The following is a 15,857-nucleotide window of genomic DNA, read 5'->3' as shown; positions in this document are numbered from 1 at the left end:
GACCGCCCCCGTCATACCACCCGCGCCCCCGCCGCAAGCGAGCAAGGGCCATGGCTGAGGCTCTCAAGCGCCGGATCGGCCTGGGTCTTCTCACGGCCTACGGCGTCGGCGTCATGGTGGGGGCGGGAATCTACGTGCTGGTGGGCGCCGTGGCGGCCGACGCGGGCGTCTGGGCGCCGGTCTCCTTCCTTCTTGCCGGGCTGATCGCGGCGCCCACGGCGCTGAGTTACGCCGAGTTCTCCACCCGCCTGCCCGAGGCCGCGGGCGAGGCGATCTACGTCGCCAAGGGCCTGAACCTTCCGGTGATGGGCATCGTGGTGGGGCTGGGCATCGTCGCCGCCGGGACGGTCTCGGCGGCCGCCGTCCTGCGCGGCGGCACGGGCTATCTGGTCTCGGTGGTCGATCTGCCGTACCATGCCACCGCCGCGGTGATCGGGCTGGTGATCGTCGGTGTCGCCATCGCCGGCGTGCTGGAAAGCCTGGCGGTCGCCGCCGTCTTCACCGCGCTTGAGGTGCTGGGGCTGATCCTGGTGGTCTACGCCGGGTTCACCGCGCCCGCGGCGGTCGACTTCACCGCGCCGGCGGGAATCGCCTGGGCCGGCGTGGCCTCGGCGGCCGTGCTGGCCTTCTTCGCCTTCATCGGCTTCGAGGATATCGTCAACATGGCCGAGGAGGTGCCACACCCCGAACGCACCCTGCCGCGGGCGATCCTGCTGTCGCTGGCGATCACCAGCGTGCTCTACGCGCTGGTCTCCTTCGCCGCGGTGCGCGCGGTGCCGCTCGATCGGCTGGGGCCCAGCGAACAGCCGCTCGCGCTGGTCTGGCAGGCCGGACCGGGCGGCAGCGGGCATTTCCTGTCGCTGATCGCGGTGGCGGCCGCGCTCAACGGGGTGCTGGCGCAGATCGTCATGGTCTCGCGCGTGCTGTTCGGGCTGGGCCGGCGCAGCCGGGCCTTCGCCGTGTTCCACCACGCGCACCCGCGGCTGGGCACGCCGGTGCGGGCCACCGCGCTGGTGGGCGCGGTGGTGATCGCCGGCGCGCTGGGCCTGCAGGTGGCCGCGCTGGCCGAGGTCACCTCGACCATCCTCCTGGTCGCCTTCGTGCTGGTCAACGCCGCGCTTGTCGCGGCCAAGCGGCGCGGCCCGGCGCGGGCGCCCTTCACCGTGCCGATGGCCGTGCCGGTGCTGGGGCTGCTGGCCGCGCTCGCCGCGCTCGCTGTCAGCGCCACGGTGAGCGCGTGAATATGGCGGTGGTTCTTGCCTGCCTGTGGGTCCTCGCGGGGGTGGGGGTGGCGATGCTGCCGGTGCGCTGGCAGATCGCGCCGGGGCTCGCGCTGCTGGCCGCGGCGCCCGTGCTGGTCTGGCGGCTGGGCCACGAGGCGGGGATGCTCGCCGCCGCGCTGGCCGCGCTGGCCGTCCTTTCTATGTTCCGCAAGCCGCTGCGCCATGGCCTGAAACGCGCCGTCGCGCGGGCCAGGGGGGTGTGCCGATGACCACTTCGCTTCTTCTTGCCTGCCTGTGGGCCATTCTCGCCAACATCGCCGCGATGATCCCCAGCCGCGACAGGCACTGGCGCCGCGCCTGGGTGCTGATCGCCACGGGGATCCCGCTGGTGGGTTATGTCACCTGGGAAAACGGCCCCTGGGTCGGCCTGCTGGTGCTGGGCGCCGGGATGAGCGTGCTGCGCTGGCCGGCGTGGTATCTGTGGCGCGCGGTCACGGGCCGCCGCCCCGCCGGCGGGGAGGGCCCCCGCGATGGGTGAGCTGGCCCCGGTGCTGGCCTATGCCGGCTGGGCGCTGGCGCCGCTGGTGGCCTGGGTCGCGCTGTCCGAGGGGCTGGCGCGCCGCGCGGGGCGCATCGCGGCGATCTTCGCGGGCTACACCGCGCTGGCCGCGCTGACGGGGGCCGCGCTGGCGGGCGCCGAGGCCCCGGCCGTCAGCCCCGCGGCCGTCCTCATGGGCTGGGCCGGCATCGCCGCGGTCTGCGCCGGCCTCTACGCCCTGGGTGCATGGGTGGGCGGCGGCGACTGAGCCTTGCACCCCGCCCGATCACAACCTGCTGGAAAAGGTCGCCCTGATCGACACCGCCACCTGGGACGCCGGGCCCGAGGCGGTGAACACGGAGATCGAGGAAATCCGCCGGGCGCATCACGGCCCGGACGCGCGCGCTCCGGAAACCGTCACGGCCATCCGGCGCGCAGTGGCGGCAAACCTTTCCGCTTTACCGCTGGAACTCGACGCGCTCTGGCAATTGATCGGCGACGAGGAGGAGCGCGTCAGAGGCAGCAACACCATCGACCCGGACGAAAGGGCGCGGCTGCTGGACTTCCTCGGGAAGATGCGAACGGGGGTGGAGCAACTGCACCAGAACCTGCCCTCCGAAGGCGCGCCAACTGAGGATGACGCGGCGACCATGGGCCGCCTTCTTTCCCGGCATGCCCGTTTGATGCGCGAGTGGCTGCAGGACAATGCTGCTGAGAACGTGGATTCGACCTGCCGGATCGCGCTGATCGGTGCGACCACCGGGCTATTCACGGCGATGGGCGTGCCGGCGCTGGCTGCCGTCGGGATCGGCGGGCTTGCTTATGGTGGCGGCAAGCTGGGCAATCTGCGGCAAGCGTTGGGTTCCAGCCGGCCTTCCGAAAAAGAGTGATGCAGGCGCCCGGCCTTTTGCGCCGGCCTCGTATGGCGCCCCTTTACCTCGGCCCTCGGGGCGGGCAAAGAGCCTGCCATGACGACGCTTCCCACCCCCCGCGGCAAACTGTCCGCGGACCGCCCTCTGTCCGACCTGACGTGGCTGCGCGTGGGCGGGCCGGCGGACTGGCTGTTCCAGCCCGCCGACGCCGACGACCTTGCCGCCTTCCTGCGCGATCTTGACCCGGCGGTGCCGGTCTTTACGATGGGCGTGGGATCGAACCTGATCGTGCGCGACGGCGGGCTGCGCGGCGTCGTCGTCCGGCTGGGGCGGGGGTTCAACCACATCCACGTCGCGGGCACGCGGGTGACCGCGGGGGCGGCGGCGCTGGACGCGCATGTCGCGCGCAAGGCCGCGCAGGCGGGTGTCGACCTGACCTTCCTGCGCACCATCCCCGGCGCCGTCGGCGGGGCGGTGCGGATGAACGCGGGCTGTTACGGCACCTACACGGCGGACGTCTTCGTTGAGGCCACGGCCGTCACGCGCGCGGGCGAGGTGGTGCGGCTGGGCGCGGACGACCTGAACTTCGGCTACCGCCAGACCGACCTGCCGGAGGGCTGGGTGATCACCGAGGCGGTTTTCGAGGGGCCGGCGGGCGACCCGGACGCGCTGGCCGCGAAGATGGCCGCGCAGCTGGAAAAACGCGACGCCACCCAGCCCACGAAGGACCGCACCGCGGGCTCGACCTTCCGCAACCCGGCCGGGCATTCCAGCACGGGGCGCGCCGACGACACGCACGAGTTGAAAGCCTGGAAGGTGATCGAGGACGCGGGCCTGCGCGGCGCGCGGCAGGGTGGCGCGCAGATGAGCCCCAAGCACCCCAACTTCCTCGTCAACACCGGCGACGCCACGGCGGCGGACCTCGAGGGGCTGGGCGAGACGGTGCGAAAAAGGGTTTTCCAGACCAGCGGAATAGAGTTACAGTGGGAAATCATGAGGGTCGGCGAACCGGCCCCGCCCGCGACAGGCCACCACGACACCTGAGCGCGGGGACGGCAAGAACAACCGGGCCGGGAAACGGTCCGCGCAACGAAAGGGCCGGGCAAACGGCCCGGGATATTGAGGCACACGGTGGTTGGTTCGGGCAGAGCAACCCCCAAAGTGGCGGTCATCATGGGAGGCCCTTCGTCAGAGCGCGAAGTGTCGTTGGTCACGGGCCGTGAATGCGCCGCCGCCTTGCGGGACGAGGGATTCGAGGTGGTCGAGGTCGATGCCGGCCGCGACCTCTGCGTGCGCCTGCACGACCTCTCCCCCGACATCGTTTTCAACGCGCTCCACGGCCGGTGGGGCGAGGATGGCTGCGTGCAGGGCCTGCTGGAGTGGATGGGGCTGCCCTATACCCACTCGGGCGTGCTTTCCTCGGCGCTGGCCATGGACAAGCAGCGGTCGAAGGCGGCCTACCGCGCCGCCGGGCTGCCGGTGGTCGAAAGCCGCCTGGCCGCCCGCGACGCCGTGCGCGCGCGCCACGTGATGGACCCGCCCTATGTGGTCAAGCCCAACAACGAAGGCTCCTCGGTGGGCGTCTACATCGTCCACGAGGCGGCCAACGCCCCGCCGCGGCTGGCAGCGGACATGCCCGATACCGTCATGGTGGAAAGCTACGCGCCCGGGCGCGAACTGACGACGACCGTGATGGGCGGCCGCGCGCTGACGGTCACCGACATCATCACCGACGGCTGGTATGACTACGACGCGAAATACAAGCCCGGCGGCTCGCGCCACGTCGTCCCCGCCGAGGTGCCCGGGGAAATCTTCGATGCCTGCATGGACTACGCCCGGCGCGCCCACCACGCGCTGGGCTGCCGCGGGCTGAGCCGAACCGATTTCCGCTGGGACGAGTCGCGCGGCCTCGACGGGCTGGTGTTGCTCGAGACGAACACGCAGCCGGGGATGACGCCCACCTCGCTGTCGCCGGAACAGGGCCGGGTGGCCGGCATCGGGTTCGGCGCGATGTGCCGCTGGATCGTGGAGGATGCCTCGTGCGACCGGTGACGCCCCGGACCGATCCCGCGCCGTCGCGCCTGCGCTACCGGCTGCAGCGGCTGATGCTGACGCCGCTGTTCCGTGGCCTGCTCCGCGTCGGCCTGCCCTTCGGGCTGTGCTTCGCGATCGCCGCCGGCTACCTGTCGCAGCCCGAGCGGCAGGAGGCGATGGCGCTGGCGCTGATCGACCTGCGCCGGCAGATCGAGACGCGCCCCGAGTTCATGGTCGACCTTCTGGCCGTCGAAGGGGCCAGCGACCCTCTGGCCGGCGAGATCCGCGAGATATTCCCGCACGCGCTGCCGGTCAGTTCCTTCGACCTGGACCTCGACCGGTTGCGCGGGATGATCGAGGCACTGCCCGCCGTCCGGCATGCCGACCTGCGGATCAAGCAGGGCGGCGTGCTCGAGGCGAAGGTGGCGGAACGCCAGCCGGCGGCGCTGTGGCGCCGCGCCGAGGGGGTGGCGCTGGTGGACCGCGAGGGCGTGGTGCTCGACCCCGCGGCGCGCCGCACCGCCCATCCCGACCTGCCGATGCTGGCCGGGGAGGGCGCCGATGCCGCGGTGGCCGAAGCGTTGCGCCTTCGTCAGGCCGCCGCGCCGCTGCGCGCGCGCCTCAAGGGGTTCGTGCGTGTGGGCGAACGGCGCTGGGATGTCGTGCTCGACCGCGGCCAGCGGATCCTGCTGCCCGAGCGCGCGGCGGTGCGCGCCCTCGAGCGGGTGATCGCGCTGTCGCAGGCACAGGACATGCTGGCCCGCGACGTTGTCGCCATCGACATGCGGCTGGCCGACCGGCCCACGGTGAGGATGACGCCCCACGCGCTGAAGGAATGGCGGCGCGTGCGCAAGATCAGTCTGGAGGCTGCGGACGGATGATCGAACTCTACGAATCGCAACGCGCGATGCGCAACCTTCGCCGGACGGCGATCCAGCGGGGCGTCGTCGCGGTGCTGGATGTCGGCACGTCGAAGATCGCCTGCCTCGTGTTGCGGTTCGACGGCAGCGACCGTCTGGCCGAGGGCGAGGGAATAGGCGCGATGGCCGGGCAGGCAGGCTTTCGCGTGATCGGCGCGGCGACGACGCGGTCGCGGGGCGTGCGCTTCGGCGAGGTCGAGGCGATGGCCGAAACCGAGCGCGCGATCCGCACCGCCGTGCAGGCGGCGCAGAAGATGGCCGGGCTGCGCGTCGATCACGTGATCGCCTGTTTCTCGGGTGCGGCGCCGCGCTCCTACGGGTTGACCGGGCAGGTGGATCTCGAGGGGCACGTCGTGACCGAGCAGGACATCGGCCGCGTGCTCTCGGCCTGCGATCTTCCCGACTACGGCGCCGGCCGCGAGGTGCTGCACGCGCAACCGGTGAACTTCGCGCTCGACCACCGCTCGGGCCTGTCCGACCCGCGCGGGCAGATGGGCCAGAGCCTTTCGACCGACATGCACATGCTGACCGTCGATGCCGCGGCGGTCCAGAACCTCGCGCACTGCGTGAAACGGTGCGATCTGGAACTCGCCGGGCTGGCCTCGTCGGCGTACGTTTCCGGGGTCGCGGCGCTCGTGGAGGACGAACAGGAACTGGGCGCGGCCTGCGTCGACCTCGGCGGCGGCTCGGCGGGCATCTCGATCTTCGTGAAAAAGCACATGCTCTATGCAGACACCGTGCGCATCGGCGGCGATCACGTCACCAGCGACATCTCGATGGGCCTGCAGGTGCCCAAGGCCGTGGCCGAGCGGATCAAGACCTTCTACGGCGGACTGGTGGCCACCGGCATGGACGATCGCGACATGATCGAGATCGGGGGCGATACCGGCGACTGGGATCACGACCGCCGGAAGGTGAGCCGCGCGGAACTCATCGGAATCATGCGCCCGCGGGTCGAGGAGATCCTCGAGGAGGTGCGCACGCGCCTCGACGCGGCCGGTTTCGATCATCTGCCAAGCCAGCAGATCGTGCTGACCGGCGGGGGCAGCCAGATCCCCGGCCTCGATGCGCTGGCCGCGCGCATCCTGGGCCAGCAGGTCCGGCTGGGGCGGCCGATGCGGGTGCACGGGCTGCCGCAGGCGGCGACCGGGCCGGGCTTTGCCAGCGCCGTGGGCATGTGCCTGCAGGCGGCCAACCCGCAGGACGAATGGTGGGATTTCGAGATCCCCGTGGAGCGCTACGCCGCCCGGCCGCTGAAACGGGCGTTGAAATGGTTCAAGGACAATTGGTGACCGCTATATCTGCGCGACTCGGCAAAACCCCGCGTAAAGCGGTCGAAGTTGGCCCATATTTCGTGGGAATGCACGATTTTTTCGTGACGAATGGCGCCCGTATCGGTAAGAATGGGCAAAATAAGGCGGTAAAAACCCGTTCAAGCGGGGAATAACAGCAGGCGGACAGAGCAATGACACTCAATCTCACGATGCCCGGACGGGAAGAGCTCAAGCCCAGGATCACCGTGTTCGGTGTCGGGGGCGCCGGCGGGAACGCCGTGGACAACATGATCGCGAAGGAACTCGACGGGGTGGACTTCGTCGTGGCCAACACCGATGCCCAGGCGCTGCAGCAAAGCACGGCCGAGCACCGCGTGCAGCTGGGCGTGAAGGTGACCGAGGGGCTGGGCGCAGGGGCGCGCGCGAGCGTCGGCGCCGCCGCCGCCGAGGAAAACATCGAACAGATCGTCGATCACCTTGCCGGGGCGCACATGTGTTTCATCACCGCCGGCATGGGCGGTGGCACCGGCACCGGCGCCGCGCCGATCATCGCTCAGGCCGCGCGCGAACTGGGCGTGCTGACGGTCGGCGTCGTTACCAAGCCTTTCCAGTTCGAGGGCGGCAAGCGCATGCGCCAGGCCGAGGACGGCGTCGACGCGCTGCAGAAGGTCGTCGACACGCTCATCATCATCCCCAACCAGAACCTGTTCCGGCTGGCCAACGAGAAGACGACCTTCACCGAGGCGTTCTCGATGGCCGACGACGTGCTGTACCAGGGGGTGAAGGGCGTGACCGACCTGATGGTGCGCCCGGGTCTCATCAACCTCGATTTCGCCGACGTCCGCGCGGTGATGGACGAGATGGGCAAGGCGATGATGGGCACCGGCGAATCCGAGGGCGACGAACGCGCGATCCAGGCCTCCGAGAAGGCGATCGCCAACCCGTTGCTGGACGAGATCAGCCTCAAGGGTGCCAAGGGTGTTCTGATCAACATCACCGGCGGGCACGACCTGACGCTGTTCGAGGTGGACGAGGCCGCCAACCGCATCCGCGAGGAGGTGGACGCCGAGGCCAACATCATCGTGGGCAGCACGCTGGACACCGGGATGGAGGGCACGATGCGGGTGAGCGTCGTCGCGACCGGCATCGACGCATCCCACGTCTACGCGGAAACGCCCGTGCCGCGGCGGTCGCTGGCCGAGCCGCTGCAGCCGGCCGCACAGGCCGCGCAGGCGGTCGAGGCCGCACCGGAGGCCCCTGACGTATATGAGCCGGCCGCCGCCGAAACCCGGTTCGGCGCGACCCAGGCACAGGAGCCCCTGCCGTTCGACGAGATCGACGCGCAGCGCGCCGCTGCCGAGGACCAGCGCGAGGATATCTTCGACGAGGAGCCGTCGGCACAGTCGGCCGTGGGCGACGACCTGCCGCCGCCGGCCTACACGCCGCGTCCCGAACCCGAGGCGCCTGCGATGGAAAACGTCGATGACGATCTCGAATCCTTCGTGGCACCGCGGGCCCCGGCGCCCGGCACGCCATCGCCCGAGGCGCTGGAGCGGCTTCAGACGGCTGTCGGGAACGCCTCCGGCCGTGGCGGCGGGCAGGCGCCGGCGGAGGCGAGAGCGCAGGCCCACCATGACCGTGGCGAGGCCGATCGCTCGCGCTTCGGCATCAATTCGCTCATCAACCGGATGACCGGCGGCGGGCAGGAGGCCGAACGGCCCCAGCAGGCGCGCGCCGCGCGGCAGCAACCGCCGATGCACGCGCCGGCCGAGCAGGCCGAGCCCGACGACGATCCGGCCGAAGACCAGATCGAGATCCCGGCATTCCTGCGGCGACAGGCCAACTGAGACGGCCGATGCGCCGGACGGGGCGCGCAGATGCGACGGGGCCGCGACTGCGGCCCCGTTTTTCTTGGCCGGTCGGTGCCCTGGCGGGCGGTCGGCAAGAACCTGCCGGCGCTGCCGCGGCGATGTTTCAGTCCGTTGCAAAGATTGAATTGAGCCCGGGGCCGTACCTTGGTTAAACGGTTGCTAACCGGGTGACCTCGCCGCGCGTCCGGCGCGCCGACGCAGGATCAAGAACCAGGGGTCAGGAACCAGGGGGACGTCTTGCAGACCACGATCAGCCATCGGGTATCCTTCGACGGGGTCGGGCTTCACTCCGGCGTGGCAGCCTGTGCGACCATCCTGCCGGCGCCCGCCGGTCACGGTATCCGGTTCCGCCGCGGTGACCTGGCGGGTTCCGCCACCTCGGCCCACAGCGAGATTCCCGCGCGCTGGGACCATGTGGAACAGGCCCCGCTGTGCACGCGGCTGCACAACGCCGCGGGGGTGTCGGTGTCGACCGTCGAACACGTGCTGGCCGCGCTGTCGGGGTGCGGCATCCACAACGCGCTGGTGGTCGTGGACGGCCCCGAGGTGCCGATCCTCGACGGCAGTTCGGCGGTATTCGTACGCGGGATCCTGTCTGCAGGGGTGCGCATGCTGTCCCACCCGGTGCGCGCGCTCGAGGTCCTGCGCCCGGTGGAGGTGCGCCGCGGCGATGCCTGGGCGCGGCTGACCCCGAACGACACGCTGGTCATCGATTTCGAGATCGAGTTCGCCGATGCCGCCATCGGCACGCAGCGGAAAAGCCTGAACATGGCCAACGGCAGTTTCGTGTGCGAACTGGCCAGCAGCCGCACCTTCTGCCGCAAGGCCGATGTCGATCACATGCATGCCAACGGCCTGGCCCTGGGCGGCACGTTCGAGAACGCCGTGGTCGTGGACGGCACCGAGGTCCTCAGCCCCGGCGGCCTGCGCCATGCCGACGAGGCGGTGCGCCACAAGATGCTGGACGCGCTGGGAGACCTGGCGCTGGCCGGTGCGCCGCTCCTGGCCCGCTACGAAGGCGTCCGCGCGGGGCATGCCCTGACCAACGACCTGCTGCACGCGCTGTTCGCCGACCCGGGCGCATGGCGCATGCGCACCTGCGATGCCCTCACGGCCGCCCGGCTGCCGGGCGCGGGCGTGCATCGCGACGAGGTTCCCGAAGTCGCCTGATCCGTGCCGCATCCGCGGACCGGCGCCTCTGCCGGGGGCGGGGTATTTCTGTGCTGGCACCCCGGCCAAGGCTGCGATATACACCCGGCAACCGGCAAGGAAGGTGAGCGCGCGCATGACATTTCGCAGGGTTCCGTCCACGCTTGCAGCCGCGCTTGTCATCGGCATCACGGTGGCAGGTTGCTCGCAGAACGCGGCCGTCCGCCGCGGCGAGGTGGACCTCGAGAACTACACCGCCGAACAGATCTTCGACCGGGCGGAATACGACCTCGAGGAAGGCAACGAGAAACTCGCGGCCAAGCATTTCGGCGAGGTTGAACGCCTGTACCCCTACTCGAAGTGGGCCAAGCGCGCGCTGGTCATGCAGGCGTTCGCCTACCATGAGGCCGAACAGTACGAGGACAGCCGCTCGGCCGCGCAGCGGTTCATCGACTTCTATCCCGCCGACGAGGACGCGGCCTATGCCCAGTATCTCGTGGCGCTGAGTTATTACGACCAGATCGACGAGGTCGGGCGCGACCAGGCGCTGACCTTCGAGGCGCTGCAGGCGCTGCGCAAGGTGATCGAGCGCTATCCCGAGAGCGAATACGCCCGGTCCGCCAAGCTGAAGTTCGAGCTGGCCTTCAACCACCTGGCCAGCAAGGAAATGGAAGTCGGGCGCTATTACCTGCGCCGCGACCATTTCACGGCCGCGATCAACCGCTTCCGCACCGTGGTCGAGGATTTCCAGACCACGACGCATACCGCCGAGGCGCTGCACCGGCTGGTCGAGGCCTACCTGTCGCTCGGCCTGACCGACGAGGCGCAGTCGGCCGCGGCGATCCTGGGTCACAACTTCCAGGCGACCGAGTGGTACGAGGACAGCTACGCCCTGCTGAGCGACCGTGGCCTCGCGCCCGAGGCCCGCGGCGACAACTGGCTGCGCAAGATCTACCGCCAGACGATCGAGGGCAAGTGGTTGTGACCCGGGGCTGAAGGGGACGGCGTGCTCAGAGGTCTCGACATTCGCGACATGTTGATCATCGACCGGCTGGAACTCGGGTTCCGGCCGGGCCTGAACGTGCTGACCGGAGAGACCGGCGCGGGCAAGTCGATCCTTCTCGATTCGCTGGGCTTCGTGCTGGGCTGGCGCGGCCGGGCCGAACTGGTGCGCGCCGGCGCGGACCAGGGCGAGGTCCAGGCGTGGTTCGACCTAGACCCCGACCACCCGGCGCGCGCGGTGTTGCGGGATGCCGGGCTGCCCGAGGAGGACGAGCTGATCCTGCGGCGGGTGAACACCCGCGACGGGCGCAAGACCGCCTGGGTGAACGACCGGCGGTGTTCCGGCGAGGTGCTGCGCAGGCTGTCGGAGACCCTGGTGGAGCTTCACGGCCAGCATGACGACCGCGGGTTGCTGAACGCGCGCGGGCACCGGGCGCTGCTTGATGCCTTCGGCGGGCTGGGGGAGTTGAAGGCGCAGGTGCGCCGGGCCTGGCGCGCGGCGTCCGAGGCGCAGGCGGCGCGGGATGCGGCCGCCGCGGCGCTTGAGGAGGCGCGCGCCGAGGAGGAGTTCCTGCGCCACGCCGTGGCGGAGCTCGACGACCTCGACCCGCAGCCCGGCGAGGACGAGAGCCTCGACAGCCGCCGCCGCATGATGCAGGCCGCCGAACGCATCCGCGAGGATATCGGCAAGGCGCAGGCCGCGCTGGGCACCGAAGGGGCCAGCGGTGCGGCCTCGGACGCGATGCGCTGGCTGGAGGGCGTCGCCGACCAGGCCGAGGGCCAGCTGGACGATCCGCTGGCCGCCATCGGCCGGGCACTGGTGGAACTCGACGAGGCGGCCAGCGGGGTCGAGCGTTGCCTCGAGGCGCTGACCCACGATCCCCGCGAACTGGAGGAAACCGAGGAGCGGCTGTTCGCGATCCGGGCGCTGGCGCGCAAGCACGGTGTCCCGGCGGCCGAGTTGCCGGCGCTGTCGGGCGAGTTGCACGCGCGCCTCGCGGCACTGGACAAGGGCGACGCCGACGTCGCGGAACGCGACCGGGTCGCGCGGGAGGCCCGGGCCGCCTATGACGAGGCCGCCGCCCGGCTGAGCGCCGCGCGCCGGGAGGCGGCCGAAAGGCTGGACGCCGCCGTGACCGCGGAGCTGGCCCCGCTGAAGATGGAGCGCGCGGTCTTCGCCACGCAGGTCACCGGGGCCGAGCCCGGGCCGGAGGGCGCCGACGAGGTGGCCTTTACCGTGGCCACCAATCCCGGTGCGCCGGCCGGGCCGCTGGCGCGGATCGCCTCTGGCGGTGAACTCAGCCGCTTCCTGCTGGCGCTCAAGGTTTGCCTGACCGGTCCCGACAGCGGCCGCACCCTGATCTTCGACGAGATCGACCGCGGCGTGGGCGGCGCCACCGCCGACGCGGTGGGCCGCCGGCTCGCCCAGCTCGCGCAGGCGGGGCAGGTGCTGGTGGTGACCCACTCGCCGCAGGTGGCCGCGCTGGGGGCGCATCACTGCCGGGTTGAAAAGCGCATCGCGGACGAGCAGACGCTGACCACCGTCACCGAACTGGGGCCGGCCGAGCGCGTGAACGAGATCGCGCGGATGCTGTCGGGCGATACCGTCACCGACGAGGCGCGCGCGGCCGCCGAGGCGTTGATGGCCAGCTGACACCCCCGAACGGCAAGGATGACGGGACGGGGCGCATTTCGCAGCGGTGCGCTGTCCAGCGGAGCGCCTGCGGCGCGCATCATGCGTGGTCGGGGGGCGCTGCCCCCCGTGGCCCCCCGGAGTACTTGGTGCAAGATGAAGGCCGGGGCGGATCAGCCGCGCGGCGGCACGAGCTTGCCGGGGTTCATGATGTCGTCGGGGTCGAGCGCGCGCTTGATGCGGCCCATCATCGCCCATGCGCCGCCGTGTTCGCGGTCCATGTAGTCGCGCTTGCCCACGCCGATGCCGTGTTCGCCGGTGGCGGTGCCGCCCAGGGCCAGCGCGCGGTCGACCATGGCGTGGGCCGCGCGCAGGGCGCGGCCGGTCTCGTCGGCGTCGGTCTCGTCGAACAGCAGGATGGCGTGGAAGTTGCCGTCGCCCACATGGCCCAGGATCGGCCCCTCGATGCCGTGTCGCGCCACGTCGGCGCGGGCGCCCTCGATCGCCTCGGCCAGTGCCGAGATCGGCACGCAGATATCCGTGACGATGGCCCGCGCGCCGGGACGGGCGGCGAGGATGGCATGGTAGGCGGTGTGGCGCATCGCCCAGAGCGCGGTGCGGTCCTCGGCCCGCGTGGCCCAGTCGAAGCCGCGCCCGCCGTGGTCCGCGGCGATCTCGCCGAAGGTTTCGGCCTGCTCGGCCACGCCGGTTTCACTGCCGTGGAACTCGAGGAAGAGATGGGGGGCCTCGGGCAGGGTGCTGCCCGAGTAGGCGTTGACGGCGGCCACGCTGGCGGTGTCGACCAGCTCGATCCGGGCCATGGGCAGGCCCATCTGGATGGTGTCGATCACCGCCGCGACAGCCGCGCCCACGCTGTCGAAGGCGCAGACCGCGCTGGAGATCGCCTCGGGCTGGCCCTGCAGGCGAAGCGTCAGCTCGGTGATCAGGCCCAGCGTTCCCTCGGCGCCCACGAAAAGCCCCGTCAGGTCGTAGCCCGAGGAACTCTTGCGCGCGCGGCTGCCGGTGCGGATCACCTCGCCCGTCGCGGTGACGACCTGCAGGCCCAGCACGTTGTCGCGCATCGTGCCGTAGCGCACCGCCGTCGTGCCGCTGGCGCGTGTCGACGCCATGCCGCCGAGCGACGCGTTGGCGCCGGGATCGACGGGGAAGAACAGGCCGGTGGCGCGCAGTTCCTCGTTAAGGGCCTCGCGCGTGACGCCGGGCTGCAGGGCGACGTCCATGTCGGCCTGGCGCACCTCGAGGATGCGGTTCATGCGCGTGAAATCCACGCAGAGACCGCCGGAGAAGGCCTGCGCCTGGCCCTCGAGCGAGGTGCCGGTGCCCCATCCGATCACCGGGCAGCGGTGTGCCGCGCAGGTGCGCACGATGCGCGCGACCTCCTCGGTGGTCTCGGGGTAGGCCACCGCGTCGGGCGGGCTGAGTGGGAAATGCGTCTCGCTGCGCCCGTGCAATTCCAGATCGGACTTGGACCGCGTGAGCCGTTGGCCTAGAAAGTCCGAAATCTCGGTGATGGCGTCGTCAATTCCCATGCGGGTCTCATTTGCGTTGTGGTTCGAGGTTTGATTCACCCTTGCCGGGAAAAAGCGGCCGCGCGAGGACAATCCTGGGGAAAGACGATGACGAAATCGGCCCCCTCGTTCCTGTCACAGAAGCTCCACGCCGTCACGCGGGCGGTGCAGGGCGGCTGGGCGGTTTTCCGCGACAAGGGGCCGAGCCAGTTCCAGTTCTGGCTGATCGCCCTGGTGATCGGGATCGCGGCGGGCCTGGCCGCGCTCTTGTTCCGCAAGGGGATCACGGCGTTGCAGGCGCTGGCCTACGGCACCGCCGACATGGGGCACGTCCACAGCCTCGCCGAGACGCTGCCGTGGTACTGGGTGCTGGTCGTGCCGGTGCTGGGCGGGCTGGCGGTCGGGCTGATCCTGCACCATTTCACGCCGGACGCGCGCGTGCGGTCGGTCGCCGACGTGATCGAGGGCGCGGCCATCAACGAGGGCCGTGTCGAGGGCCGCGCCGGGATGGCGTCGGTCGCGGCGTCGTTGATCACGCTGGGCACCGGCGGCTCCAGCGGGCGCGAGGGCCCGGTGGTGCACTTGGCCAGCCTGATCTCGTCATGGGTCAGCGACAGGATCAACGCCGGCGGCATCGCCGGGCGCGACCTGCTGGGCTGCGCGGTGGCGGCGGCGGTGTCTGCGTCGTTCAACGCCCCGATCGCCGGCGCGCTCTTCGCGCTGGAGGTGGTGCTGCGCCATTTCGCGGTGCGCGCCTTTGCGCCCATCGTCATTGCCAGCGTGGCGGGCACGGTCATCAACCGGCTGGAGTTCGGCGACATTACCGAGTTCACTCTGCCCGAAGCCAGCGTCCTGGCGTTCTACATCGAGTTGCCCGCCTTCCTGATCCTGGGGCTGCTCAGCGGCGTGGTGGCGACGATACTGATGCATTCGATGTTCTTCGCCGAGGACATGGCGAGTTACGTGCAGGTGCGCATCCGGCTGCCGCGCTGGTTGCGCCCGGCGCTGGCGGGGTTGTTGCTGGGCGCGATCGCGATCGCCTTCCCGCACATCATCGGCGTGGGCTACGAGACGACGTCGGCCGCGCTGACCGGCCAGCTGGTGCTGCACGAGGCCATCGTCTATGCCGTGGTCAAGACGGTCGCGGTGGCGATCACCATCGGCGGGCGCATGGGCGGTGGCGTGTTCTCGCCGTCGCTGATGATCGGCGCGCTGACGGGGCTGGCCTTCGGCTACATCGCGACCGCCGCCTTCCCCGAGGTGTCGGGGGCGCCCACGCTCTACGCGCTGGCGGGCATGGGGGCGGTGGCCGCCGCGGTGCTGGGTGCCCCGATCTCGACCACGCTGATCGTGTTCGAACTGACGGGCGACTGGCAGACCGGGCTGGCGGTGATGGTGGCGGTGTCGATGTCCACCGTCTTGGGGTCGCGTCTTGTGAAGCGGTCGTTCTTCCTGTCGCAGCTCGAGCGCCGCGGCACGCGGGTGGCCGCGGGGCCGCATGCCTACCTGCTGTCGATGTTCCGCGTCTCGGGCGTCATGCGCCCGCCCGACGACGCGCGTGCCGCGCCCGAGGCCCGTTGCTGGGAACTGGTTGACGAGGGCATCTACGTCGATGCCAACGCCACGCTCGAGGCCGTGATGCCGATCTTCGACCGCGCGGGCGTCCCCTTCGTGCCCGTGGTGACGCTGCACGGCGAGAAGCGGCCGCCCGAACTGCGCGGCGCGGTCTTTCACGTCGACGCGCTACGTGCCTACAACCGCGCGCTGGCCGCGATTTCCGAAGAGGAGCACAGCTGACGCACCCCGCGTTGC

The 15,857-nt window shown here is 70.8% G+C and carries 15 protein-coding genes; 14 read left to right on the top strand and 1 reads right to left on the bottom strand.

What is annotated here, in order from left to right:
• Nucleotides 1-50: 50 nt before the first annotated feature.
• From CEF10_RS09550 to recN, 13 genes are all read left to right on the top strand, one after another.
• Complete coding sequence (locus CEF10_RS09550; protein ID WP_101067948.1) at nt 51-1,241, top strand: APC family permease; 1,191 nt, start codon at nt 51-53, stop codon at nt 1,239-1,241.
• A gap of 2 nt (nt 1,242-1,243) precedes the next feature.
• Nucleotides 1,244-1,492 (top strand): DUF2484 family protein, encoded by a 249-nt coding sequence (locus CEF10_RS09545; RefSeq protein ID WP_101067947.1) that lies wholly within the window; start codon nt 1,244-1,246, stop codon nt 1,490-1,492.
• Nucleotides 1,489-1,761, top strand: a complete 273-nt coding sequence (locus tag CEF10_RS09540; protein ID WP_101067946.1) for a DUF2484 family protein — start codon at nt 1,489-1,491, stop codon at nt 1,759-1,761. The genes CEF10_RS09545 and CEF10_RS09540 overlap by 4 nt, the downstream gene beginning before the upstream one ends.
• Entirely contained in the window at nt 1,754-2,029 is a 276-nt protein-coding gene (locus CEF10_RS09535) for a hypothetical protein (RefSeq protein WP_101067945.1), read from the top strand. Before CEF10_RS09540 ends, CEF10_RS09535 begins: the two co-directional genes overlap by 8 nt.
• 82 nt (nt 2,030-2,111) lie before the next feature.
• Nucleotides 2,112-2,651: a hypothetical protein gene (locus CEF10_RS09530; protein WP_157932995.1), complete on the top strand. Its 540-nt coding sequence runs from the start codon at nt 2,112-2,114 to the stop codon at nt 2,649-2,651.
• A gap of 78 nt (nt 2,652-2,729) precedes the next feature.
• The gene (murB, locus tag CEF10_RS09525; RefSeq protein ID WP_101067943.1) at nt 2,730-3,677 is read left to right on the top strand and encodes a UDP-N-acetylmuramate dehydrogenase; all 948 of its coding nucleotides are present in this window, start codon (nt 2,730-2,732) and stop codon (nt 3,675-3,677) included.
• Between the two features lie 129 nt (nt 3,678-3,806).
• Nucleotides 3,807-4,685, top strand: coding sequence for a D-alanine--D-alanine ligase (locus CEF10_RS09520; RefSeq protein ID WP_232796459.1), 879 nt, complete (start codon nt 3,807-3,809; stop codon nt 4,683-4,685).
• Nucleotides 4,682-5,548, top strand: coding sequence for a cell division protein FtsQ/DivIB (locus tag CEF10_RS09515; protein WP_332870145.1), 867 nt, complete (start codon nt 4,682-4,684; stop codon nt 5,546-5,548). The genes CEF10_RS09520 and CEF10_RS09515 overlap by 4 nt, the downstream gene beginning before the upstream one ends.
• Complete coding sequence (gene ftsA, locus CEF10_RS09510) at nt 5,545-6,879, top strand: cell division protein FtsA (protein WP_101067941.1); 1,335 nt, start codon at nt 5,545-5,547, stop codon at nt 6,877-6,879. The genes CEF10_RS09515 and ftsA overlap by 4 nt, the downstream gene beginning before the upstream one ends.
• 173 nt (nt 6,880-7,052) lie before the next feature.
• Nucleotides 7,053-8,708: a cell division protein FtsZ gene (ftsZ, locus tag CEF10_RS09505; RefSeq protein ID WP_101067940.1), complete on the top strand. Its 1,656-nt coding sequence runs from the start codon at nt 7,053-7,055 to the stop codon at nt 8,706-8,708.
• A 261-nt stretch (nt 8,709-8,969) separates the two neighbouring features.
• Nucleotides 8,970-9,902 (top strand): UDP-3-O-acyl-N-acetylglucosamine deacetylase, encoded by a 933-nt coding sequence (lpxC, locus tag CEF10_RS09500; protein ID WP_101067939.1) that lies wholly within the window; start codon nt 8,970-8,972, stop codon nt 9,900-9,902.
• A 115-nt stretch (nt 9,903-10,017) separates the two neighbouring features.
• Nucleotides 10,018-10,866, top strand: a complete 849-nt coding sequence (locus CEF10_RS09495) for an outer membrane protein assembly factor BamD (protein ID WP_101067938.1) — start codon at nt 10,018-10,020, stop codon at nt 10,864-10,866.
• Nucleotides 10,867-10,887: 21 nt separating this feature from the next.
• Nucleotides 10,888-12,537, top strand: a complete 1,650-nt coding sequence (recN, locus tag CEF10_RS09490) for a DNA repair protein RecN (protein ID WP_101067937.1) — start codon at nt 10,888-10,890, stop codon at nt 12,535-12,537.
• Between the two features lie 152 nt (nt 12,538-12,689).
• On the opposite strand, the gene CEF10_RS09485 is transcribed toward recN, so the two are convergent.
• Nucleotides 12,690-14,066, bottom strand: coding sequence for an FAD-binding oxidoreductase (locus CEF10_RS09485; protein ID WP_101067936.1), 1,377 nt, complete (start codon nt 14,064-14,066; stop codon nt 12,690-12,692).
• Between the two features lie 87 nt (nt 14,067-14,153).
• On the opposite strand from CEF10_RS09485, the gene CEF10_RS09480 reads away from it, so the two are divergent.
• Nucleotides 14,154-15,842 carry a chloride channel protein gene (locus CEF10_RS09480; protein WP_101067935.1) on the top strand — a complete coding sequence of 563 codons (1,689 nt, stop codon included), beginning with the start codon at nt 14,154-14,156 and terminating at the stop codon, nt 15,840-15,842.
• Nucleotides 15,843-15,857: the final 15 nt, after the last annotated feature.

Source organism: Roseovarius salinarum (assembly GCF_002834145.1).
In the GTDB taxonomy this organism is placed as follows: Bacteria; Pseudomonadota; Alphaproteobacteria; order Rhodobacterales; family Rhodobacteraceae; genus Roseovarius; species Roseovarius salinarum.
This window is presented reverse-complemented; position numbering and strand designations above follow the sequence as displayed.